At 67.8% G+C, this 23,026-nt stretch carries 16 protein-coding genes; 10 read left to right on the forward strand and 6 right to left on the reverse strand.

What is annotated here, in order from left to right:
• Nucleotides 1-400 precede the first annotated feature (400 nt).
• From HF885_RS00120 to HF885_RS00135, 4 genes are all read left to right on the forward strand, one after another.
• On the forward strand, nucleotides 401-3,268 hold the full coding sequence (locus HF885_RS00120; RefSeq protein ID WP_206109701.1) for a cation-translocating P-type ATPase: 2,868 nt from the start codon (nucleotides 401-403) through the stop codon (nucleotides 3,266-3,268).
• A 6-nt stretch (nucleotides 3,269-3,274) separates the two neighbouring features.
• Nucleotides 3,275-3,928: a potassium channel family protein gene (locus HF885_RS00125; protein WP_170102962.1), complete on the forward strand. Its 654-nt coding sequence runs from the start codon at nucleotides 3,275-3,277 to the stop codon at nucleotides 3,926-3,928.
• A 9-nt stretch (nucleotides 3,929-3,937) separates the two neighbouring features.
• The gene (locus HF885_RS00130) at nucleotides 3,938-4,597 is read left to right on the forward strand and encodes a potassium channel family protein (protein ID WP_170102963.1); all 660 of its coding nucleotides are present in this window, start codon (nucleotides 3,938-3,940) and stop codon (nucleotides 4,595-4,597) included.
• Between the two features lie 213 nt (nucleotides 4,598-4,810).
• Complete coding sequence (locus HF885_RS00135; protein WP_170102964.1) at nucleotides 4,811-5,671, forward strand: HAD family hydrolase; 861 nt, start codon at nucleotides 4,811-4,813, stop codon at nucleotides 5,669-5,671.
• A 568-nt stretch (nucleotides 5,672-6,239) separates the two neighbouring features.
• Here the strand turns inward: HF885_RS00135 and HF885_RS00140 are convergent.
• From HF885_RS00140 to HF885_RS00155, 4 genes are all read right to left on the reverse strand, one after another.
• Entirely contained in the window at nucleotides 6,240-7,034 is a 795-nt protein-coding gene (locus tag HF885_RS00140; RefSeq protein WP_170102965.1) for an ABC transporter ATP-binding protein, read from the reverse strand.
• Nucleotides 7,034-7,951 (reverse strand): ABC transporter permease, encoded by a 918-nt coding sequence (locus HF885_RS00145; protein ID WP_170102966.1) that lies wholly within the window; start codon nucleotides 7,949-7,951, stop codon nucleotides 7,034-7,036. Before HF885_RS00145 ends, HF885_RS00140 begins: the two co-directional genes overlap by 1 nt.
• A 117-nt stretch (nucleotides 7,952-8,068) precedes the next feature.
• The gene (locus HF885_RS00150) at nucleotides 8,069-9,031 is read right to left on the reverse strand and encodes an ABC transporter substrate-binding protein (protein ID WP_170102967.1); all 963 of its coding nucleotides are present in this window, start codon (nucleotides 9,029-9,031) and stop codon (nucleotides 8,069-8,071) included.
• 222 nt (nucleotides 9,032-9,253) lie between these two features.
• Nucleotides 9,254-9,421 carry a hypothetical protein gene (locus tag HF885_RS00155; protein ID WP_170102968.1) on the reverse strand — a complete coding sequence of 56 codons (168 nt, stop codon included), beginning with the start codon at nucleotides 9,419-9,421 and terminating at the stop codon, nucleotides 9,254-9,256.
• Between the two features lie 279 nt (nucleotides 9,422-9,700).
• Here HF885_RS00155 and HF885_RS00160 point away from each other — a divergent pair, with 279 nt between their 5' ends.
• From HF885_RS00160 to HF885_RS00170, 3 genes are read left to right on the forward strand one after another with little or no spacing between them, the layout of a single operon-like run.
• Complete coding sequence (locus HF885_RS00160; RefSeq protein ID WP_170102969.1) at nucleotides 9,701-10,366, forward strand: MarR family winged helix-turn-helix transcriptional regulator; 666 nt, start codon at nucleotides 9,701-9,703, stop codon at nucleotides 10,364-10,366.
• Complete coding sequence (locus HF885_RS00165; protein WP_170102970.1) at nucleotides 10,353-12,149, forward strand: ABC transporter ATP-binding protein; 1,797 nt, start codon at nucleotides 10,353-10,355, stop codon at nucleotides 12,147-12,149. The genes HF885_RS00160 and HF885_RS00165 overlap by 14 nt, the downstream gene beginning before the upstream one ends.
• A gap of 2 nt (nucleotides 12,150-12,151) precedes the next feature.
• Nucleotides 12,152-14,050: an ABC transporter ATP-binding protein gene (locus HF885_RS00170; protein ID WP_170102971.1), complete on the forward strand. Its 1,899-nt coding sequence runs from the start codon at nucleotides 12,152-12,154 to the stop codon at nucleotides 14,048-14,050.
• A gap of 310 nt (nucleotides 14,051-14,360) precedes the next feature.
• Here HF885_RS00170 and HF885_RS00175 read toward each other — a convergent pair whose 3' ends face one another.
• Entirely contained in the window at nucleotides 14,361-15,614 is a 1,254-nt protein-coding gene (locus tag HF885_RS00175) for a M20 family metallopeptidase (protein WP_170102972.1), read from the reverse strand.
• 152 nt (nucleotides 15,615-15,766) lie between these two features.
• On the opposite strand from HF885_RS00175, the gene HF885_RS00180 reads away from it, so the two are divergent.
• Complete coding sequence (locus tag HF885_RS00180) at nucleotides 15,767-17,266, forward strand: uracil-xanthine permease family protein (protein ID WP_170102973.1); 1,500 nt, start codon at nucleotides 15,767-15,769, stop codon at nucleotides 17,264-17,266.
• A 211-nt stretch (nucleotides 17,267-17,477) separates the two neighbouring features.
• Here HF885_RS00180 and HF885_RS00185 read toward each other — a convergent pair whose 3' ends face one another.
• Nucleotides 17,478-18,143, reverse strand: coding sequence for a helix-turn-helix transcriptional regulator (locus tag HF885_RS00185; protein ID WP_235927218.1), 666 nt, complete (start codon nucleotides 18,141-18,143; stop codon nucleotides 17,478-17,480).
• Between the two features lie 385 nt (nucleotides 18,144-18,528).
• Between HF885_RS00185 and ssnA the strand changes: the two genes are divergently transcribed.
• Nucleotides 18,529-19,881, forward strand: coding sequence for a putative aminohydrolase SsnA (gene ssnA, locus HF885_RS00190; protein WP_170102975.1), 1,353 nt, complete (start codon nucleotides 18,529-18,531; stop codon nucleotides 19,879-19,881).
• Nucleotides 19,882-20,017: 136 nt separating this feature from the next.
• Nucleotides 20,018-23,017 (forward strand): putative selenate reductase subunit YgfK, encoded by a 3,000-nt coding sequence (gene ygfK / locus HF885_RS00195; protein WP_170102976.1) that lies wholly within the window; start codon nucleotides 20,018-20,020, stop codon nucleotides 23,015-23,017.
• The last annotated feature ends 9 nt before the right edge of the window (nucleotides 23,018-23,026 follow it).

Raw genomic sequence — 23,026 nt, forward strand, 5'->3', positions numbered from 1 at the left:
CCTCACTTTCTGACAGATCGCGCTTGTGTCAGAAAGTGAGCGGGAAATCCTGGGAAAACGCGGTCCTGCGCCCTTTTGCCGCCTCACTTTCTGACAAATCCCGCATCTGTCAGAAAGTGAGGCGGCTGTGTGTGCCGTGGGGCGCCCCGCGCCTGCCGCGACGCCCGCCGCGCGCACGTGCCCCGACCTGCGATTTTTATGCCGCATTTATACCAGTCTTAACGTTGCCTTATGCCGCTGACGTGGCGATTTGTGCTCGCGCGCAAACGTGCGCATGCATGGTTGCAGCAACGGATATTCTTCCCTCCGGACCGGGCGAACCCGGCTCTGGCCGGCGCGTGCCGGCCGTGGTTGGCCCCGGCGGGTGCCGAGGCCTCTCCGTTAGGAAAGGAGGGCCTTCGTGGAGGATTCCAAGGAGGGCGCCGCCGTTCAGGTGGCGCAGATTCCCCGGCTCACGAGCGACAAGGTCTTCTCGGCCTTGGGCACGTCCGCCGCGGGCCTCAGCGCGCAGGAGGCGGAGGCCAGGCAACAGCGCTATGGCAAGAACGTCATCCAGTCTGGCAAGAAGAAGTCCAAGGTGCTGGTGTTCCTGTCGAACTTCACGCACATGATGGCCATTCTGCTGTGGGTGGCCGGCGTGATCGCCTTCGTGGCGGGCATGCCGGAGCTCGGCGTCGCCGTGTGGCTGGTCAACGTGATCAACGGCTGTTTCAGCTACTGGCAGGAGAGCAAGGCCGACAAGGCGACCGAGGCACTCAAGAAGATGCTGCCGTCCTACGTGAGCGTCATTCGCGACGGGCAGGAGCAGAAGGTCCTGGCAGAGGACCTCGTGCCCGGCGACGTGCTCATGCTGGAGGAGGGCGACAAGGTCCCGGCCGACGGGCGCGTGGTGCGCTCCAGCGACCTGCAGGTCGACCAGTCCACGCTCACGGGCGAGTCGAACCCCGTGCGCAAGACGTCCGACGCGGTGCTGGAGGAGAACCTCACGAACGCCGAGATGCCGAACCTGGTGTTCGAGGGCACGTCGGTGTCCGAGGGCAACGGCCGCGTCGTCGTGACCCAGACGGGCATGGCGACGGAGTTTGGCAAGATCGCGAGCCTCACCCAGAACATGGAGCAGAAGGAGAGCCCGCTGCAGAGGCAGCTCGACCATCTGACGAAGCAGATCACGGTGTTCGCACTGTGCATGGGCGTGGCGTTCTTCCTGCTTGACGTGCTGTTTGTCCATAACGGCCTTGCGGCGTCGTTCATCTTCGCGCTCGGCATGGTCGTCGCGTTCATCCCGGAGGGGCTGCTGCCCACCGTCACGCTGTCCCTGGCCATGGCCGTGCAGCGCATGAGCAAGCGCAACGCCCTCGTGAAGTCGCTCTCGTCCGTGGAGGCGCTCGGCTCCACCAGCGTCATCTGCACGGACAAGACCGGCACGCTCACGCAGAACGAGATGACGGTCAACCACCTGTGGACCCCGGCGCGCGAGTACGAGGTCACCGGCGTCGGCTACGCCCCCAAGGGCGAGGTCAAGTCCGACGGCAAGGCGTACGCCGCCGCAGACGACGAGGACCTGCGGCTGCTGCTCGAGGGAGGCGCGCTGTGCTCCAACGCGCGCCTGCTCCCGCCGGAGGAGGACGGCGGCCGCTACACGGTGCTCGGCGACCCGACCGAGGCGTGCCTGCTCGTCTCCGCACAGAAGGCCGGCCTCGACCCCAAGGAGGTCGAGCGCCGCATGCCGCGCGTGCGCGAGCTGCCGTTCGAGAGCCGCCGCAAGCGCATGTCCACCATCCACCAGCTCGAGGAGCCCATCGACGGTGCCACGCGCGTCGCGTTCACGAAGGGCGCGCCAAACGAGGTCGTGCGTCTCTCTACCAAGGTCCGCGTGAACGGCGAGGTCGTCCCCATGACGGACTCCCTGCGCTCCAAGATCATGAACGCGAACGACTCCTACGCGGCCGACGGCCTGCGTGTGCTTGCCGTCGCGTACCGCCCCATCCATCGCGACGAGCCGGGCGTGCCCGCGTCCATGAGCCAGTACACCCCCGATGACATCGAGAAGGACCTGACGTTCGTGGGCCTCGAGGTCATGCAGGACCCGCCCCGCCCCGAGGTCGCGGCCGCGGTGGCCGAGTGCCGCAGGGCCGGCATCCGCGTCATCATGATCACCGGCGACTACGGCCTGACCGCGGTCTCCATCGCGCGCAAGATCGGCATCGTGAAGGGTGCACATCCCAAGGTGTTCTCGGGCCTGGAGCTCGAGAAGACCTCCGACGAGGAGCTGCGTCGCGCCCTGAAGGGCGAGGTCGTGTTCGCGCGCATGGCGCCGGAGCAGAAGCTCCGCGTCGTCGAGAACCTGCAGGCCATGGGCGAGGTCGTCGCCGTGACGGGCGACGGCGTGAACGACTCGCCGGCGCTGAAGAAGGCCGACATCGGCGTGGCCATGGGCATCACGGGCACGGACGTCGCCAAGGAGGCGGCGGACATGATCCTGACGGACGACAACTTCGCCTCCATCGTGCACGCCGTCGAGGAGGGCCGCGCGGTCTACGCGAACATCCGCAAGTTCATGCTGTACATCCTGAACTCCAACGTCCCCGAGGCCGTCCCCTCCGCCGTGTACCTGCTTTCCGGCGGCGCCGTGCCGCTGCCGCTGACCACGATGCAGATTCTTACCATCGACCTGGGCACGGACATGCTGCCCGCCCTGGGCCTGGGATCCGAGCCACCCGAGAAGGACGTGATGAGCCGCCCGCCGCGCGACCCCCACGAGCACCTTCTGAACAAGGAGGTCATGCGCAAGGCGTTTATGTGGTACGGCATTCTGGGCGCGGCCGCCTCGCTCGCGGCGTTCGTGTTTGCGCAGGTGCAGGCCGGCTGGCACATGGGCGCCGTCATGTTTGGCGTCGGCAAGGACCTGGACCCCACGTACGTCCGCGCCACGACCATGGCGCTTGCGGCCATCGTGTTCACGCAGATAGGCGAGGTCATGAACTGCCGCACGGAGCTTGCCTCGGTCTTCTCGGTCGGTCTGTTCTCTAACAAGCAGGTGAACAAGGGCATACTGTTCGAGGTGGCGCTCATCGTGTTCCTGACGGTGTTCCCGCCGTTCCAGGGCGTGTTCCACACCTGCCCGCTTGGCCTTGCGGACTACGGATTCCTCGTTCTTCTCCCCCCCATCGTCCTTGCGCTGGAAGAGGGCAGGAAGGCCATCGTGCGCAGGCACCTGGGGATCGACCGCGACGGCGTACGCATCGAGCAGGAAAATGTCGAAAGGTAGGGCATCATGAACGTGATTGTCGTTGGACTTGGGCGCATGGGCACCGGGCTCGCGCGCAAGCTGGACCGCCAGGGCCACAACGTGTGCGCCGTCGACCAGGACCCGGAGCGCCTGGAGCTTCTGGGCGACGGGTTCGCCGGGCGCAAGGTGTGCGGCGTGGGCATCGACCGCGACGTGCTGGAGAAGGCCGGCATAGACCGCGCGTCCGCCGTGGTGTCGTGCACCACCTCGGACGAGACGAACATCGTGGTGGCGCGGATCGCGCGCGACTCGTATCGCGTGCCGCGCGTCATTGCGCGCATGTACGACGTGAGCAAGGCCGAGACGTACCGCCGCCTGGGCATCCAGACGATATCCACGACGGACTGGGGCGTGCGCCGCGCGTGCGAGCTCCTGACGTACCACCAGCAGGACAGCGTGCTATCCGTGGGCACCGGCGAGGTGCAGATAGTGCGCGCCGACGTCCCCACGCTGCTTGAGGGGCACACCGTGCGCGAGATAAGCGCGATCGGCGAGGTGAAGATCGTCGCCGTTTCGCACAACAGCCAGACGTCCATACCGACGGACGGCACGGTGCTTGGGCACGGCGACGTGGTGTACGCGGCCGTGGCGTCGAGCGCGCAGGAGAAGTTCGCCCACATGCTTGGCAAGAGCGAGTAGGAGGTTGCCATGAACATCATCATCGTAGGCGGCGGCAAGACCGGTCGCTACCTGGCGCCCATACTCACGGACGGCGGATCGTCCGTCGTGGTGGTGGAGAGCAGGCGCGACGTGGTGCGCAAGCTGCAGGAGGAGCTGCCGGGGCAGAAGGTCGTGCTGGGAAGCGGCACGAGCCCCGAGGTGCTGGAGAAGTGCGGCGTGATGGGTGCGGACGTGCTCATCGCGGCGACGGGCTCCGACGAGGTGAACCTGGTGGCGTCGACCCTGGCGAAGATGGAGTACCAGGTGCCGCGCGTGGTCGCCCGCGTGAACAACCCGAAGAACTCGTGGATGTTCAACGAGTCGATGGGCGTGGACGTGGGCATCAACCAGGCGGACCTGCTGGCGCGCTCCGTGCAGGAGGGCCTGGACATGGAGGACGTGTTCACCATCATGCGCCTGGGCAAGGACGAGCATGCCCTTGTGCAGCTTGAGGTGCGCCCGGGCTCCTCGGCCGTGGGACGGAAAATCTCTGACCTGGCGCTGCCGGACGAGGCCGTCGTGATTGCGATCGACCGCGAGGGGGACATCATCATCCCGCGTGGCGACACGGGCCTCATCGCCGGCGACAACGTGCTGGCGTTCACGAGCGCCGCGGCGAAGCGCGAGCTGAAGCGGGCGTTTGCGTAGCGGGCAGGAAGGCAGGCCCTTCTCGCCCGGCGCGCGAGCAAGCGCGTCGTGGCCGGGCGGTGCTGGCAGGATACGATGGCTTGGCGCCGTAGGCGTCTGAAGCCGATAGATAACGTGTTGATGCGCCGCGTCGCGCCCGGGAAGGCGTGGCGCGGCGCTATCGTATTGGCCGGAGCGCCCGCGGAGGCGGGCGGACGCGGCAGGGGAGGCGCCTTGATCAAGCTCGTTCTTTCTGACATGGACAACACGCTGGTGCCGTTTGGCGCCGGGAAGGCGTCGCGGCGGACCGTGGACGCGATTCACGCGTGCCAGGAGCAGGGCATCGACTTTGGGCCGGCGAGCGGTCGCGACCGCGGGGAGCTGTCGAGCTTCTTCAACCAGGACGCGAGCTGCTACAACACGGGCGTGTTGGTGAACGGCCAGAAGGTGTACTACCTGGGCGAGGTGGTGTACGAGAAGACCCTGCCCGCGGACGAGCTGCGGCGCGCGGAGTCGATTGCGGCGAAGGTCGAGGGCTGCGCGTTCATCACGTACCGCGACGACAACCTGGGCGACTGGGTGGGCGCGACCCGCGAGGAGCTTGGGCCCATGTACGGGCGCGTCTTCCTGTGCGGCGGCGAGCGCCACGAGCCGGGGGAGATGCCGGACTATCCCGTGGTGAAGGCAGGCATCGTGGTGATGGGCGACAACGCGCGCGCCGTGGAGCTCTCTGGCGTGCTTTCGGACGCGTGCCCGAGCCTGGCGTTTCCCAACACGGTGGTGAACTGGCTGGACGTGAGCCCGAGGGGCTGGGGCAAGGCGGACGGCATCGCGATCCTGCAGCGCATCCTGGGCCTTGCCGACGAGGAGGTCTGCGTGTTTGGCGATGCGGACAACGACCTGGGCATGCTGGGGCGCTACCCCAACTCGTGCGCCGTCGCGAACGCGAACGAGGCCGCGACGCGCGCGGCCCGCTGGCATGTGGGCGCGAGCGCGGACGACGGTGTGGCGCGCGCGATGGAGCAGATCGCGGCCGCGGCGCGGGAGTCTCGCGAGCTTGGGCGCGAGGTGGCTCCGGCGTTCATGCGCGCGTAGCGCGTAGCGCGCGGCGCGCGGTGCCTGGTGTGCGGCGCGGGTGGCGCGCGAACGTAGAACTATAATTTGCGCGCGATTCGCCAACTGGGAAAACGCGCCCCTAACGTAGAACTAAAAAATATAGTTCTACGTTAGGGGCATTGTCGTGTGTGGGGCGCGTGGCAAGGGTCGCCAAGGAGTGACATGGTCACCCCAAAATCCTAATTGCGCCGCCAAATACGCGCCATAGAGTGAGGTTGGCCCGAGGAGTCCGGCCTGGTGGTGTCGCAGGTGGCCGACTTCAGGAACGGCTAGGTCTACGCGTTCATGACCTGGCCGGACGAGGGCGCCCGCGGCAAGCGCGCAGCTTCTGCACGAGGGCGCGCTCACGGTGCTGGAGTAGGCTGCGATTTTTGGTACCTGCCGGCGGGTGGGCGTACGCGAACGTAGAACATTTTTCCTGCACATTTGTGTCAACTGGGAAAACGCGCCCCGAACGTCAACATTTCCGTGAATGTTGTACGTTCGGGGCGCTGGCTTGCGCTGCGGGCGCGCTGCGGGCCTGCGCTGCGGGCGCGGGCGGGTGGCGCTACGAGAGCAGCATGCGGTCGTTGTCGAGCTCGCCGCCGGAGACCTCCTCGAACTTCCGCAGCAGGTCCGCGACCGTGAGCCTGCTCTTCTCGTCCCCGCGGACGTCGTAGATCACGTGGCCCTCGTGCATCATGATGAGGCGGTTGCCTAGGCGGATGGCGTCGTGCATGTTGTGCGTGACCATGAGCGTGGTGAGCGAGTCCTGCTGCACCAGGCGCTGCGTGAGCGAGAGCACCTTCGCGGCGGTCTTGGGGTCGAGCGCGGCGGTGTGCTCGTCCAGGAGCAGCAGCTTCGGGCGCTTGAGCACGGCCATCAGCAGCGTGAGCGCCTGACGCTGGCCGCCGGACAGCAGGCCGACCTTCGAGGTCATGCGGTCCTCTAGGCCCAGGTCGAGCATCTTCAGGCGCTCGTGGTAGTCCTCGCGCTCCTCGCGCGTGATGCCCCACGCCAAGCCGCGACGACCGCCGCGGCGCGCCGCGAGGGCAAGGTTCTCGTCTATCTGCATGTCGGCCGCCGTGCCGCGCATGGGGTCCTGGAACACGCGGCCCAGGTCAGCGGCGCGCCTGTGCTCCGGCAGGCGCGTTACGTCGCGGCCGTCGAGCTCGATGGTGCCGCCGTCGGGCGGGAAGACGCCCGCGATGCAGTTCAGGAGCGTGGACTTTCCGGCGCCGTTGCCGCCGATCACGGTTACGAAGTCGCCGGGCTCGAGGTGGAGGTCAACGCCGGTGAGCGCGGGCTTCTCGTTCACGGTGCCCTTGTTGAACGTCTTGGTGACGTGGGTGAGCGTCAGCATCAGCGCTCGCCTCCCTTCCGCCACGCGCGGCGCGCCTGGCTGCGCTCCAGCACCACGGGCACCACGAGCGCGAGCGCGACGATGACGGCGGAGAAGAGTTTCATGTCGTTTGCGTCCATACCCATCTGCAGCACGATGGCGCGGATGATGAAGTAGATGACGGAGCCGACGACGGCCGAGGTCAGGCGGCTGCCGAACGCCTGCAGCTTGCCGGGCGTCAGGCGGCCGAGCACCTCGCCGATCACGATGGCGGCCAGGCCGATCACGATGGCGCCCGTGCCCATGTTGATGTCGGCGTACTTCTGGCTCTGGCACACGAGGGCGCCGGACAGCCCGACGAGGCCGTTGGACAGGCTGAGCGCGAGCAGCTTCGTCACGCGCACGTCGATGCCCAGCGCACGGCACATGTCCTCGTTCTGACCGGTCGCGCGTATGGCGGAGCCGATCTCCGTGCCAAAGAACCAGTAGAGAAGGGCCACGCACAGAGCCGCGACGAAGACGCCGATGATGAGGGTGGCGACGTTGTTGGAGACGCCGAGGAGGCTCGCGACGCGCGAGAACACGGTGTCGACCCCCAGAAGCGGCGTGTTTGACTTGCCCATGACGCGCAGGTTGACGGACCACAGCGATATCTGCGTGAGGATTCCCGCCAGGATCGCGGGGATGTCGAACAGCGTGTGCAGAAGCCCGGTGACCGCCCCGGCCACGAGGCCGGCGAGCATGCCGAGAAGGACCGAGACGAGCGGGTCGAGGCCCATGTTGACCGAGGCGACCGCCGCGACGCAGCCGCCGAGGGCGAAGCTGCCGTCCACGGTGAGGTCCGCGATGTCGAGCATGCGGAACGTGATGAAGACGCCCAGCACCATGATGCCCCACAGGATGCCCTGCGAGACGGCGCCGGTTAGTGATAGAAGCATGTACTCCCCCAAACTCGATGGCGCGCCCGCGACCGAGGTCGGCGGGTGCGCCCGTTTTCCGCCCAGCGGCGGCGTTGCATGTTGCGCGGGCTCCGGCCGGCGGGGCCGGGGCGGCGGCTAGGACTTGAGGACGGAGAGGTCCACGCCCACGGCGGCCGCGGTCTTCTCGTTCGTGGCGAGCGTGCACTCCTCGATGCTGAGGTGCTCGATCGGCATGTCGGCGGGCTTGGATGTGCCCTTCAGGATCTTGACGGCCATCTTGCCGGCCTTGTAGCCCAGGGCCTCGTAGTCGATGCCGTACGTGGCGAGGCCGCCGTTGTCGACCATGCCCTTCTCGCCGCAGATGACGGGGAGCTTGTTCTCGTTCGCGACCATCGAGACGGTGGACATGCCCGCGGCGATGGTGTTGTCCGTCGGGGCGTAGCAGGCGTCGACCTTGCCGACCATGGACTCCACCACCTGCTGGATCTCGTTCGAGCTCGACACGGAGTAGCGCACGGCCTTCAGCCCGCGCTTCTTGGCGGCCTTCTGGGCCATCTTGACCTGCACGTCGGAGTTGGACTCGGCGGTGCAGTACAGCACGCCGACCGTCTTCGCGTTGGGCAGCAGCTTCACCAGGAGGTCGAACTGCTCGTCCACCGGCGTGAGGTCAGAGGTGCCCGTGACGTTGTTGCCGGGCTTCTTGTTGCTCTTCACCAGGCCGGACGCGGCAAAGTCCGTGATGGCCGTGCCGACGATGGGGATGTCGGACGTCGCGCCCGCGACGGCCTGCGCGGCCGGCGTCGCGATGGCCAGGATCAGGTCGTCGCCGTCGTTCACGAGCTTCGTCGCGATGGTCTGGCAGGCGGACTGGTCGTTCTGGGCGTTCTGCTGGTCGACCTTGTACTTGAGGCCGGACTTCTTGAGGGCCTTCACGAAGCCCCTGTTCGCGGCGTCGAGGGCGTCGTGCTCCGTAAGCTGCAGGACGCCGATCTTGTAGACCTTGTCCCCTCCGCTAGCGCTGTTGCATCCGGCAAGGGTAAAGGCGGTCAGGCCCCCAAACAGCGCGATGGCATCGCGGCGGGTTACGCACCTGGTCATATCTGACAGCCTCCTTCTTTGGTTGGGCCGCGCGTGCGCGGCGGGACGTGTGACAAAGTATCGTATTGGTATGCGCACGCCATGAGGGCGTTGCCTGAAAAACGCTTACAAGTTTGTAACTGCGCCGAACCGTGGGCCAACCGCGTGGCGCACCGGTCCCAGCACGAGCGTCCCGTCCTGGATGCGGTGCTCGTCGCAGTTCTCTATCAGCACCGAGCCGCCCTAGACCTCGCCGGCCGGAAGCGCCGCCATGAGCGCGGGCATTGTGCCGGCGAGGTCTGTGTCGACCATCACGTTGCCGGAGCTGCCTCGAAGCAGGTGGCAGCGGGTCCGGCCGTACTTGAGCGTAACGAACTCGCGCCTGGCCTCGTCGTGTGCCGTGCGCGTCATGCGTGCCTCCCGTCGTCGTGCGACGCCAAGCTGTCGCCGCGAACGTAGAACATATTTCCTACACATTTTAGCCAACTGGGCAAACGCGGCCCAGACGTCAACTCTAGCTTGAATGTTCTACGTTCGCGTCCGTCGTGCGTGGAGGCGGAGGGCCGCGTGCGGGCGCGCGATGTGTGCGCGACGTGGATATCGCTAAAAGCTAAGCGTCTTAGGTAAATGTGGCAGGCGGTGGGGTAGGCTCTTCTCCGTTAGCTAAGGGTATTAGCGAAGGAGGAGCCCTTGGATGAGAAGAACGTGCGTCCCGCAGCGCGCGCCGCGGAGCGAGCCGGGAAGTGCGACGCCGAATGCGCCGCGGAGTCGGCCGGGAAGTGCGACGCCGAGTGCGCCGCGGAGCCGGCCGCGAAGTGCGACGCCGTCTCGCGCGAGGCGCAGGGCGGGGAGTGGTCCGCGCTCGCGCGTGACCTGATGACGCAGACCCGCAGGTTGCGGATGTACGGCAAGGGCGCGATGCGCCGCTGGGACGGACGCGGCCGCGTGGGCGTGCTGCATGTGCTGCACCATTCGGACGGGACGCTGACGGCCGGCGAGCTTGCGCGTGCGTGCCACGTGACGTCGGCGCGCATGGCGCAGACGCTGAATCAGCTGGAGGCGGACGGCTTGGTAACGCGCGCGCCGAGCGAGGCGGACCGCCGGCGCACGAACGTGCGTATGACGGACGCGGGCGAGGCGGAGCTTCGCTCGTACTTCGACGGCGTGACGCACTTCACCGCGGGACTGTTGCGCGAGTTGGGCGAGAAGGACTCGCGCGAGCTCGTGCGCATCCTCGGGAAGCTCGCAGACGTCTTGCGCGAGGCCGAGGGCAACGTCGGTCCAGACGCCCCGACGGACGCCCGTTGCGCAGACGCCTGCGGCGCGGAGGGAGGTGACGCCCATGAGGCTCGCTAGGCTGCTTCGCGACCACGCGGGCGAGGTCGTGGCCGTGTTCGCGCTGCTGCTGGTGCAGGCGCTGTGCGAGCTCTCGCTGCCGCGCTACATGTCCGACATCGTGAACGTGGGCGTCGTGGGCTCGCAGGCCGGCAACGTCGCCTACCTGGGGCATATGGCGCTCGTGATGCTTGGCTTCTGCGTGGGGTCGCTCGCGGCGGCAACGCTCTCGGGCCTCATCGCGTCGCGCGTCGCGGCGGCGGTGGCGCGCGACCTTCGCCGCGAGGTGTTTGCAAAGGTGATGTCCTTCTCGCCCGCGGAGGTCAACCGGTTCTCGCAGTCATCGCTCATCACGCGCTGCACCAACGACGTGCAGCAGATCCAGAACATGATCGTGATCATGCTGCGCATGGTCATGTTTGCGCCGGTCATGGGCGTGGTCGCCGTGGTGCAGGTCATGACGATGGGCGGCGGGCTCGCCTGGATCGTGGGCGCCGCGCTGCTGGCGGTGCTCGGCGTGGTGAGCGTGCTCTTCTCGCTCACGATGCCGCGCTTCAAGGCGATGCAGTCGCTGGTGGACCGCGTGAACCTGGTGACGCGCGAGATGCTGGACGGCCTCCTGACCATTCGCGCGTTCGGGCGCCAGGACCACGAGCTCGGGCGCTTCGACGACGCGTCTGGCGAGCTTCGCGACGCGCAGCTGTTTGTGAACCGCGCGATGACGCTCATGATGCCGATCATGATGCTGGTCATGAATATGGCAACCGTCGCCATCGTGTGGTTTGGCTCGCACGGGGTGGCCGCCGGCGCGATGCGCGCGGGCGACATGATGGCGTTCATCAGCTACGCCATGATGATCGTGATGAGCTTCCTCGTCGTGTCGATGGTCGCCGTGATCCTGCCGCGCGCGGAGGTCTCCGTCGGTCGCGTGCAGGAGGTGCTCGCCGTCGAGCCCGCCGCGCGTGACCCCGAGCATCCCGTGGCACCGGCCACGGACGCGCCGCGCGGGCGCCTGGTCTTCGACCACGTGGGCTTTCGCTACCCGGACGCGGAGGGCGACGTCGTGAGCGACGTGAGCTTCTCGACCGCGCCCGGCAAGATAACTGCGATCGTGGGCTCCACGGGCTCCGGCAAGTCCACGCTGGTGCAGCTTGCGCCGCGCCTGTACGACCCCACGTCCGGCACCGTCACGCTCGACGGCGTCGACACGCGCCGGATGTCGCTGGCCGACCTGCGCTCCCGCGTGGGCTACGTGCCGCAGCAGGGCTTCCTGTTCTCGGGCAGCATCCGCAGCAACGTCGCGTTCGGCACGGACGCCGCGGGCACGGACGCGCCCGGGGCCGCGGGCCAGAAGGGCGCCGCGGGCGAGAAGGACCTGCTCCGCGCGGTGGAGGTGGCCCAGGCGTCCGAGCTCGTCTCGCAGAAGGACGGCGGGCTGGACGCGCCGATCGCGCAGGGCGGCACGAACGTGTCCGGCGGGCAGCGCCAGCGCCTGGCCATCGCCCGCGCGCTCGCGATGCACCCGGAGGTGCTCGTGCTTGACGACTCGTTTTCCGCGCTGGACTACGCAACGGACGCGCGGTTGCGCCAGGCCTTGGCGCGCGAGTGCGCGGACACCGCCGTGCTGGTGGTGGCGCAGCGCGTCGCGACCGTCATGGGCGCGGACCATATTGTCGTGCTGGACGAGGGGCGCGTCGTGGGGCAGGGCACGCACGAGGAGCTGCTGCGCAGCTGCCCCGAGTACCTTGAGATCGCGAAGAGCCAGCTCAGCGCAAGCGAGCTTGGCCTGAAGGAGGGTGAGTAGCCATGGCGGAAGGGACGCTGCGCGAGCAGGGTGCGAGGCAGGCGGGCCGTCCCGCGGGCTCGCGCGGGCATGGTCCGGGAGGCCGCATGGCGCCGGGCGAGAAGCCCAAGGACTTTGGCGGCACCATGAGAAAGCTCCTGCACTACATGGGCGCCTATCGCGTGGGGCTCATCGCCGCGGTGGCGCTTGCGATGGCGAGCGTGCTCTTCTCGGTCGTGGGACCGAAGGTCCTTGGCGGCGCAACGACGGAGGCCATCCGCGGGGCGCAGGCGGCCGCGGCCGGGACGGGCGGCATCGACTTTGGCAAGATCGGTCGCATACTAATTGGCCTGCTATGCATATACCTGGCGAGCGCCGCGGCGTCGGGCGTGCAGAGCTGGATCATGACGGGCGTGACGCAGAAGGTCGTGTACCGCATGCGCGGGCAGATCGCGCAGAAGATCTCGCGCGTGCCGCTCTCGTACTTCGACGGCGGGGCCATGTCGAAGGGCGACGTGCTCTCGCGCATGACCAACGACGTGGACACGCTGAGCCAGTCGCTTAACCAGGGCCTCATCCAGCTGGTGACCTCCGTCACGCAGATCGTGGGAGTCGCGGTCATGATGGTGTCAATCTCGCTTCCGCTTGCGGGCGTGACGTTCGCGACACTGCCGGTGTCCGCGCTCGTCCTGGGCGTGCTGATCAAGAGGTCGCAGCGCTACTTCCGCCTGCAGCAACAGCAGCTTGGCGCCGTGAACGGCCGCGTCGAGGAGGACTTTAGCGGCCAGGTGGTCATCCAGGCGTTCAACCGCGGCGACCGCGCCGTCGAGCGCTTCGAGCGCGAGAACGACCAGCTGTACGAGAGCGCGTGGAAGAGCCAGTTCCTTTCCGGCCTCATGCAGCCGCTCATGAACCTCGTGGGCAACATGGGCTACGTCGGCGTCGTGGTGGTGGGTGCGGGCCTTGCCGTGACCGGTACGATCATGCCGGGCGACATCCAGGCGTTCATCCAATATGTCAAGAGCTTTACCCAGCCCATCACGCAGCTTGCGACCGTGTCCAACGTGCTGCAGCAGATGGCGGCGTGCGCCGAGCGCGTGTTCGAGTTCCTGGACGCGCCGGAGGAGGAGGCGACCGCGCGCGTCGACCCCGCGACGGGCGAGCCCGCCGAGGCAATCGGCCGCGCGCGGGGCGCCGTCGACTTCGACCATGTCTCGTTTGGCTACCTGCCGGGCAAGACGATCATCCACGACTTCACGGCGGACGTGCGCCCCGGCCGCACGGTGGCGATCGTCGGCCCCACGGGCGCGGGGAAGACCACGCTCATGAAGCTCCTGCTGCGCTTCTACGACGTGGACGCCGGCACGCTGCGCGTGGACGGCCACGACGTGCGCGACGTTGCGCGCGAGGACCTGCGCCAGAACTTCGCCATGGTCCTGCAGGACGCGTGGCTGTTCAAGGGCACGATCCGCGAGAACATCCGCTTTGGCCGGCTCGACGCAACGGACGACGAGGTGGAGGCCGCCGCGCGCTACGCGCACTGCGAGCACTTCATCAAGACGCTGCCCGGTGGCTATGACTTCCAGCTGGACGAAGGCGCCACGAACGTGAGCCAGGGCCAGCGCCAGCTGCTGACCATCGCGCGCGCCGTGCTCGCCGACCGCCCGATCCTCATCCTGGACGAGGCCACGTCCAACGTCGACACGCGCACGGAGTGGCGCATCCAGCGCGCCATGGACAAGCTCATGGCCGGCCGCACCAGCTTCGTGATCGCCCACCGGCTGTCGACCATCAAGCACGCGGAGGCCATCCTGGTGCTGCGCGACGGCGACGTGGTCGAGAAGGGCACGCACGACGAGCTGCTGGCCAAGGGCGGGTTCTACGCCCAGCTGTACCAGTCGCAGTTCGAGAGGGTCGCGTAGGGCGCCCGGCCGCGACGGGCCCGTTTGCGGGCGTGCGAGCGTAGAACATATTTTCGACACATTTCCGCGACCTGCGGAAACGCGGCCCGAACGCCAACAAAAGATTGAGTGTTTGACGCTCGGGCGGTTTCATGTGCCCCAGGCGCCCGTGCGAGGCCAGCCCTGGCCCCACGCGGGCGCTAACGTATAACTAAAATCTCGCGCACATGTGCCAACTGGGCAAACGCGACGCTAACGTATAACTAAAAAATATAGTTCTACGTTAGCGCCCGCCCGGCACCCCAGCCCGCCCCGGCGCGCCCGGCCCGCGCTACCCAACCACGCCGAGAGCCAGGCGCGAAAGCACGGCGCGCACCCGCGCGAGGTCGGCCACGGGCACGTGCTCGTTCGGCTTGTGCGCAACCTCCAGGCTGCCCGGCCCGTACGAAAGGCACTCGCGGTTGTGGCAGATCCCCGCCACGACCGCGGTGTCCGTGTATCCCGTGAACGTGCCGGTCCCCACGTCGTACCCCTCGCCGCGCGCGGCGTCGCGCAGGGCGGCCAGCAGCGCGGAGTCCGGGTTCGGCTCGATGGCGGGCCGGTCGCCAGTCACGCGATAGCTGCCGCGCACGCCGGGCACGGCCTCCTCCGCGCGCGCGATCGCCTGCTCCACAAGGCCTCGCGCCCAGGCCGTGTCGTAGGGCGGCACAAGCCGCATGTCGATCCACACGCGCGCGAAGTCCGGCACCACGTACGGGCTGTAGCCGCCCTCTACCTGCCCAAACGTGACCGTCGGCCTGCCAAGCGACGCGTGCGGCGCAAGCGTCTGGAACGCGCGGCGAACATGGCAGATGGCTTCGCTCAGCGCGGCCACCGCGTCCGCGCCCCTCCAAGGGGTGCTCGCGTGCGCCGTCACGCCGGCCATGTCCAGCTCAAACCACGTTCGCCCCTTGTGCGCGCCGCGCGCGAGCGAGTCCGTGGGTTCCGTGTCCAGCACCCACCCGCGACCGTCCAGCCAGCCCGCGCGGATGGCGGCCTCGCAGCCGCGCATCACGTCCTCCTCGTCGACGGTGCATAGCAGAGAAACGCTGCGCTCCGGCGCGCATCCGCGCCTACGCACCAGGTCGAGCGCGTCGCCGAAGGCGAGCATCGCGCAGGCGAGCCCGCCTTTCATGTCGCAGGAGCCGCGTCCCCAGAGCTCCCCGTCGCGCACGACGCCGCCAAGCGCCGGCGTCTCGTCAGACCATCCGTCGCCCAGCTGCACGGTGTCCATGTGGCAGCACAGCGTCAGGTCGGCCGGGCCGGGCCCGGCGGGGGAGTCGTCCCCCGCCGCCATCCCCGCGCCGCCGCCCGCCGCCGGAATCGTCGCGCGCAGGCACGTGCGACCGGGAAGCGCCTCCAGCTCCTCAAGCGTCGCGAGCGGCGTGCCGTCGGCGGCGCGCGCCGCGTCCACCCGGGGTGCAAGCCACGCCCGCACAAAGCGCTCCAGCTCGCCCTCGTACGCGCCCGGGTCAGAGCTGTCTATCCGCACCAGCTCCGCGGCCAGCCGCGTTACCTCATCCTCTTCGCTCGCGTCGCATTCCATTGCCGCTCGCCCCCAAAATCTGCCGATGACCGAATTTCTCAGCCTGTTGCATATTCGCCGTCCCTACTCTACTCTCATAAGCAAACAAAAAAGGTGGAAGCCAAACAAAAAAGAAGTTTGGCAAAGCCCGACCCAGAACAGAGGAGAAGAACATGGCAGAGGCCCAAGGTTCATCCGCACTGTTTAGCCAAGACGGCAAGCTCTCGGCGCAGGAACTCATCCCCATGGCGTTGCAGCACGTGGTTGCGGCGGTCGTGGGCATCATCACGCCCGCGATCATCGTGGCAAACCTATGCCACCTGCCGGCAGACCAGAAGACCCTGCTCATCCAGGTGTCGCTCGTGATGAGCGGCCTGGTCACGCTCGTGCAGGCGCACCCGCTGTTCGGCGGCCGCTTCGGCTCGGGCCTGCCCGTGATCATGGGCACGTCGTTCGCGTACGTACCCACGCTCTCCGCCGTCGGCGTCCAGTTCGGCATCGGCGCCATCCTCGGGGCAGAGATCATCGGCGGCGCCGTCGCGGTCGTGTTCGCGCTGTTCTTCCGCAAGATCAAGTCGCTGTTCCCCAGCGTCGTCACCGGCACCGTCGTCCTGTGCATCGGCATCTCGCTCTACACCGTCGCCGTGGGCTACATGGCCGGCGGCTCCGGCTCGTCCACGTTCGGCAGCGCGCAGAACTGGCTCGTCGCGCTCGTGACGCTCGTGGCGTGCGTGTACTTCTCCAACTTCGGCAAGGGCGTGTTCAAGCTCGGCTCGCTGCTGTTCGGCATGCTCGTGGGCTACGTGCTCGCCCTCGCGCTCGGCATGGTCAGCTACGACGCCGTCGTCGCGTCCAACTGGTTCGAGCTCCCGCACTTCATGCCGTTCGCCATCAAGTTCGTCCCCGTGTCCATCGCCAGCATCACCATCGTGTTCATCGTCGCCTCGCTCGAGACCATCGGCAACTTCACCGGCGCCACCGTCGGCGGCATGGACCGCGAGCCCAACGTGCAGGAGCTCACGGGCGGCCTGGTGTCCCAGGGCATCATGACCATGGTCGGCGCGCTCTTCGGCGCCATGCCCACGTCGTCCTTCGGCCAGAACGTCGGCATCGTCACCCAGACCCGCGTCATCAACCGCCGCGTGTTCTCCACCGCCGCCATCATCCTCGTCGCCGCCGGCCTCATGCCCAAGCTTGCCGCGGTGCTCTCCGGCATCCCGCAGGCCGTCATCGGCGGCGCCACCATCAACGTGTTCGGCACCATCAGCATGACCGGCATCCGCATGCTCACGAAGGACGGCCTCACGCCGCGCCGCGCGTCCATCGCCGGCCTCTCCGTCGCGCTCGGCATGGGCGTGTCCCTCACGAGCGGCGCCCTCACCGGCCCCGGCATGCCCGGCTGGGTCAACCAGGTCTTCGGCGGGTCCGCCATCGTGATTGCGGCCATCACGGCCATCATCCTCAACCTCGTGCTGCCCAAGGGCGGTCCCGACCAGGACGTCGTCGAGGCCGTCGAGGGCGCGTCCGAGATAGCAAACGAGGGCGTGAGCGCGCTGTACCAGAGCGCCGCGACCGGCGTCCCCGCGGTCGAGCACGTCGCCGACGCGGACATCCACGTCGCCACCGGCTCCGCGCCCGCCGCTCAGGATGGCGAGAAGAACGGCAACGCCTAGTCGCCGTCGCAAGCCAAACGCAAGCCGGGCACAGTCCAGCCACAGTCCAAACGCAGGCGGTGCGGTCACGCGAGAGCGTGGTCGCACCGCCTTTCCACATCGTGGCCGCACCCGCGCCCGCAGTCCCGCGCCCGCGCGTCCGCCCGCACCCATGCAAGAGGGGCCCCGCGCACCACGCGCGAGGCCCCCTTCGCAAGGCTCGATCCGTGTGCTACTCCTGGCCCGCAGCGCGCTTCGCCTCGTCCATGTAGCTGTACAGCGTGTACTTCGATATCCCAAAGTAGTTGCAGACCTTCTGTCCGCTCTTCGTAACCAGGAACGCGCCGGAGTCGTTCAGGAACCCTATGGCCTTCACCTTGTCCTCCTTGCTCATCAGCGCCACGGGCTTGCCCACGATGCGCACGCTCTGCTCGATGAGCTCGTCCAGGAGGTCCGTCACGTTGTGCGGGATGGTCTCGGGGTTCGGGTCGGGCGCGTCCGTCAGCGCCGTGAACCCCTTCAGAACCTCCTGCATCGCCATGAAAAGCGTCGTGTCGTAGTTGATCGCGAAGATCGCGGACGGCTCGCCGTCCTCGTCGCGAAAGAAGATTGTGCTCGACTTCAGGACCTTGCCGTCCTCGGTCTTCGTCAGGTACGCAAGCTTGTCGTGAAGCTTGCTCGGGTCCGTGCGCAGCGCCTTCAGCACCACGTTCGAGGGACCGTCGCCCACCTTGCGGCCGGTTATGTGGCCGTTCTCTATCGCCACGATGGTGCTGTCCGGGTCGCTCGACCTCAGGTCGTGCACAACTACCTCGCAGTTGTCGCCAAACTGCGCGGCCACGCCGCGCGCCAGGCGCTTCAGAAAGTCAATCTGCTGCTGATGCATGGTCTGTTGCATATAAACGTCTCACGCTCTTCTCGCCGTCCGCAACGCGCCTCGCTGGGCGAGAAGGGCGGCGGCCTTCGTTGCTAACAAAAATTAATGCTATCATAGCATTTTGTTTGGAGGAACGGTCGTCGGCACCGCGCGCGCATGCCGCTCACACGGCAAATCGACCGTACGCCGACTGCCGACCGCGCCGCACGCGCGCTGTGACACTATGGAGACTAACGATTTGTTTGGTAGCCAGCTAACGATTTGTTAGAATCGTTACGGAGCCGCGGAACACGCGGCGGGGCGGCCGGGGCCCGCGTTGGCAACGCCCGGCCGGCGCGGTAATAGAGGCCGCGTCCGTACTCATACGACGTCGTAGCTGATCTTCGACACGTTCCAGGGAGCAGCCATGCTACTTGTCGAGAACGGGCGCGTCGTCACGCGCAACAAAAACCCCTACATCGCCGACGGCGCGGTCGCGATCGACGGCACCAAGATCGTCGCGGTCGGCGGGCGAGAAGAGCTTCGCCGCGCATACCCCAACGCCACCGGCCTCGACGCCCACGGCGGGCTCGTCATGCCGGGCCTCATAAACTGCCACACGCACATCTACTCCGGCCTGGCGCGCGGCCTTGCCATCAAGGGCTGCAACCCCACCAACTTCCTTCAGAATCTCGAGCAGCAGTGGTGGAACATCGACCGTCACCTCACGCTCGACGGCACGCGCGCCTGCGCGTACATCACCATGATGGAGTCGTTCCGCAACGGCGTCACCACCATCTTCGACCACCACGCGAGCTTCCGCCAGATCCCGGGCTCGCTCTTCGCCATCAAGGACGTCGCGCAGGAGATGGGCATGCGCGCGTGCCTGTGCTACGAGGTCTCGGACCGCGACGGCAAGCAGAAGCTGCAGGAGTCCATCCAGGAGAACGCCGACTTCGCCCGCTGGGCCGCCGCGCAGGACTCCGACATGATCGCCGCCATGTTCGGCGGGCACGCGCTCTTCACGCTGCCCGACGAGGCGCTCGACGCCATGGTGCGGGCGAACGACGGCCTGACCGGCTTCCACGTGCACGTGTGCGAGGGCATGGATGACGTGTACGACTCCGCCCAGAGGCATGGCACGAGCTCGGTGCACCGCCTGCTCGACCACGGCATCCTCGGCCCGAAGACCATGCTCGGCCACTGCATCCACGTGTCCCCGGCCGACATGGACATCATCGCCGGCACGCACACCAAGGTCGTGAACAACCCGCAGTCCAACGCCAACAACGCCGTCGGCACGGCGCCCGTGCTCGAGTTCTTCAAGCACGGCATCACCGTCGCTATGGGAACGGACGCCTACACGCACGACATGCTCCAGTCCCTCAAGGCGTTCGTGCCGCTGCAGCGCCTGAACTCCGCGCTGCCCAACGTCGCCTGGGGCGAGGCCATGACCATGCTGTTCAAGAACAACGCCGAGGTCGCGAACATGTACTTCTCGGCCAAGCCGCAGGGCAAGCCGCTCGGCGTGCTCGAGCCCGGGGCCGCCGCGGACGTGGCGATCTTCGACTACCCGGCGCCCACGCCGCTTGGGGCGGACAACGTCGACGGCCACATCCTGTTTGGCGTCGAGGGCCACGACTGCCGCACCACCATCGTGAACGGCCGCGTCGTCTACCGCGACCGCGAGTTCGTGGACTGCGACAAGGAGAAGATCGACGCGTTTGTGATGCAGCAGGCCAAGGAGCTCTGGGGGGAGCTCAACGGCCGCGCGTACTAGGCGCCACCACCACAAAATCCCGGGCGGCGGGGGCATGCGTCCCGCCGTCCGGTGCTCTTCGTCGTCCCGCGGACGCTAAGTGCGGGGACCATACGCGCGTGCCCGACGCGGGCACCTTCGGAGAGGAAACAGCACTATGAGCGACATCATGCGCCCCATGTCCTTCGACCACCTCATGACGTGGATCCTGGACGAGTACGAGTCCCAGCAGACCATCTTCGGCCAGCGCCGCCTTGCCCGCACGGAGCCGGCGGCGGCCCGTCCCATCTTTGGCGAGAAGATCGAGACCCCGTTTGGCCCGGCGGCCGGTCCCAACACCCAGCTCGCCCAGAACATCGTCGCGAGCTACGTGACGGGCGCGCGCTTCTTCGAGCTGAAGACCGTCCAGAAGATGGACGGCGCCGAGCTTTCCGCCTGCGTTAACAAGCCGTGCATCCTCGCGTCCGACGAGGGCTACAACTGCGAGTGGTCCACGGAGCTCACCGTGCCGCAGGCGTTTGGCGAGTACGTGAAGGCATGGGTCGCGTGCAAGCTGCTCGCGCGCGAGTTTGGCTTTGGCGACCCCGACGGCTTCGTGTTCAACATGTCCGTCGGCTACGACCTCGAGGGCATCAAGACCCCCAAGGTCGACTCGTTCATTGACGGCATGAAGGACGCGTCCGCAACGCCGGAGTTCAGGGAGGCCATCGCCTGGGCGCACGCAAACGTCGACCGCTTCCGCCACGTGGATGCGGCGTTCGTGGACTCCATCACGCCGCACATCAGCGACTCCATCACCGAGTCCACGCTCCACGGCTGCCCGCCCGCAGAGATCGAGCGCATCGCGACCCACCTCATCTGCGAGAAGGGCCTGAACACCTACATCAAGTGCAACCCGACGCTTCTGGGCTACGAGTACGCGCGCAAGACGCTCGACTCCCTCGGCTTTGGCTACATCGCGTTCGACTCGCACCACTTCGACGAGGACCTGCAGTGGGAGGACGCCGTCCCCATGATGGAGCGCCTGCAGGCGCTTGCCGCCGAGCGCGGCGTCGAGTTCGGCGTCAAGCTCACGAACACCTTCCCGGTGGACGTCACCCGCGGCGAGCTCCCCAGCGAGGAGATGTACATGTCCGGCCGCGCGCTGTACCCGCTGTCGCTCACGCTCGCGAGCCGCATCGCCAGGCAGTTCGACGGCAACATCCGCATCTCGTACTCCGGCGGCGCCACCGCAAACAACGTCTTCGGCCTCGTGGACGCGGGCATCTGGCCCGTCACCATGGCCACCAACGAGCTGAAGCCCGGCGGATACGCGCGCTTCGTGCAGGTCGCGGAGGTGCTCTCGCACCAGGCAGACGCCGGCAAGCCGTTCGCGGGCGTCGACGCGGCAAAGGTGTCCGCCCTCGTGGACGCGGCGCTCGCCGGGGGCGACTACCGCAAGCCCATCAAGCCGGAGCCCGACCGCCACGTCCTGGGCGAGCTGCCGCTCACGGACTGCTTCGTCGCGCCGTGCCGCGAGGACTGCCCCATCCGCCAGGACATCCCCGGCTACGTGCAGGCCGTGGGCGAGGGCCGCTACGCCGACGCGCTGAACATTATCCTCGAGCGCAACGCCCTTCCGTTCACCACGGGCACCATCTGCCCGCACACCTGCGGAAACTCCTGCATGCGCAACTACTACGAGGAGCACGTGCACATCCGCGACCTCAAGCTCGAGGCTGCCGAGAAGGCCTTCGACGACGTGCTCCCCGCCCTCTCGGCGCGCGGCCACGTCGCGGACCGCAAGGTGGCCGTCATCGGCGGCGGCCCGGCCGGCCTCTCCACCGCGTCCTTCCTGAGCCGCGCCGGTGTGGACGTCACCGTCTTCGAGCGCACGAAGAGCCTCGGCGGCATCGTGCGCCACGTGATCCCCGGCTTCCGCATCTCGGACGACGCCATCGACCACGACGTCGCGCTCTGCAAGGCGTACGGCGCCACGTTCGAGCTCGGCCGCGAGGTCGCGAGCGCGGGCGAGCTGCTGGCGCAGGGCTACACGGACGTCGTCGTCGCCGTCGGCGCGTGGGCGCCGGGACGCCCCGCCCTCAAGAGCGGCAAGGCGCTGGACGCGCTCGAGTTCCTCGAGGCGTTCAAGCGCGACCCCGCGTCCCTCGACCTGGGCACGGACGTCGTCGTGGTGGGCGGCGGCAACACCGCCATGGACGTCGCGCGCGCCGCGAAGCGCGTGCCGGGCGTGAGGAACGTGCGCCTGGCGTACCGCCGCACCGTCCGCTACATGCCCGCCGACGAGGAGGAGCTCGAGATGGCGCTCGAGGACGGCGTGGAGCTCCTGGAGCTCCTTGCGCCGGACACGCCGGAAGACGGCATCCTGACCTGCGACGTCATGGAGCTGGGCGAGCCTGACGCATCCGGCCGCCGTCGCCCCGTCGCAACGGGCCAGACCCGCGAGGTCCCCGCGACCGCCGTCATCGCGGCGGTGGGCGAGCGTGTGGACGGTGGCGTGTACGCGGCCTCCGGCTGCGAGCTGGACGAGAGGGGCCTGCCCGTGGTCGACGCCACGCTGCAGACGAGCGTCCCCCACGTGTTCGCGGTGGGCGACTGCCGCCGCGGCCCCGCGACCGTGGTGAAGGCCATCGCCGACGCGCAGGTCGTCGCCCGCGCGATCGCGAACGCCAGCTTCGACGCGCAGGAGGCCACGAACATCGCGGCCGAGGTGGCCAAGGTCTTCTCGCAGCGCGGAAACCTGTGCGCGGACTGCGCCAGCACGGACAAGACGCGCTGCCTGAGCTGCGCCGCCGTGTGCGAGACCTGCGTCGAGGTCTGCCCGAACCGCGCGAACGTGGCCGTGCGCGTGTCCGGCATGCGCCAGGCGCAGATCGTCCACGTGGACGGCATGTGCAACGAGTGCGGCAACTGCGCCGTGTTCTGCCCGTACTCCCAAGGCCGCCCGTACAAGGACAAGCTCACGCTGTTCTGGAGTCGCGAGGACTTCGACGACTCCACAAACGAGGGCTGGCTGCCCACGGAGGACGGCGCGCTGGTGCGCCTTGGCGGCACCGTCGCCACCTACGACGTGGAGGACGCGGCGTGCGGGCTTCCGGAAGACGTTCGCAAGATCATCGTGACGGTGCGCGACAAGTACGCGTACCTGCAGGGATAGGAGGGCCTC

The organism is Parafannyhessea umbonata, assembly GCF_012844235.1.
GTDB lineage: Bacteria > Actinomycetota > Coriobacteriia > Coriobacteriales > Atopobiaceae > Parafannyhessea.